The 406-nt window shown below is 70.7% G+C and carries 1 protein-coding gene; it reads left to right on the top strand.

The annotated features are described in order from the left end of the window. Positions 1 to 406: hypothetical protein (locus tag RhoFasB10_RS25925; RefSeq protein WP_206031392.1), on the top strand; the 406-nt coding region annotated here is incomplete at both ends.

Raw genomic sequence — 406 nt, 5'->3', positions numbered from 1 at the left:
GTTCGCCAGCCGCCTGCGCCGCGGAGACCGCTTCCAGTTCGCCGGGCGCCTGCTGGAGCTGGTGCAGCTGCGCGACATGACCGCCTTCGTGCGGCTGGCACGAGGGCGCGGTGAAGGTGTCGTGCCCCGCTGGCAGGGAGGCCAGCTGCCGCTGTCGATGGCACTCGGCAGCGAACTGGAGTCGGTGCTGTCAGGCGCCGACGACAGTGCGGAAGCGCGCTGGCTGGCACCGCTGCTGGCACTTCAGCAGCAGGTGTCGGCGCTTCCCGGCTCGGACCACGTGCTGCTGGAAGACGTACGCCGCCGCGAAGGCCAGTTCCTCTTCGTCTATCCCTTCGCCGGACGCCACGTGCACGAGGCGCTGGCCGCCCTGTTGGCACTGCGCTGCACCCGCCAGCAACGCAAC

Origin of the sequence: Rhodococcus sp. B10 (assembly GCF_011770055.1) — a bacterium.
Classification (GTDB): domain Bacteria; phylum Actinomycetota; class Actinomycetes; order Mycobacteriales; family Mycobacteriaceae; genus Rhodococcoides; species Rhodococcoides kyotonensis_B.
Note: the sequence above shows the minus strand (reverse complement) of the source record. Positions and strands in the feature narration are given on the sequence as shown.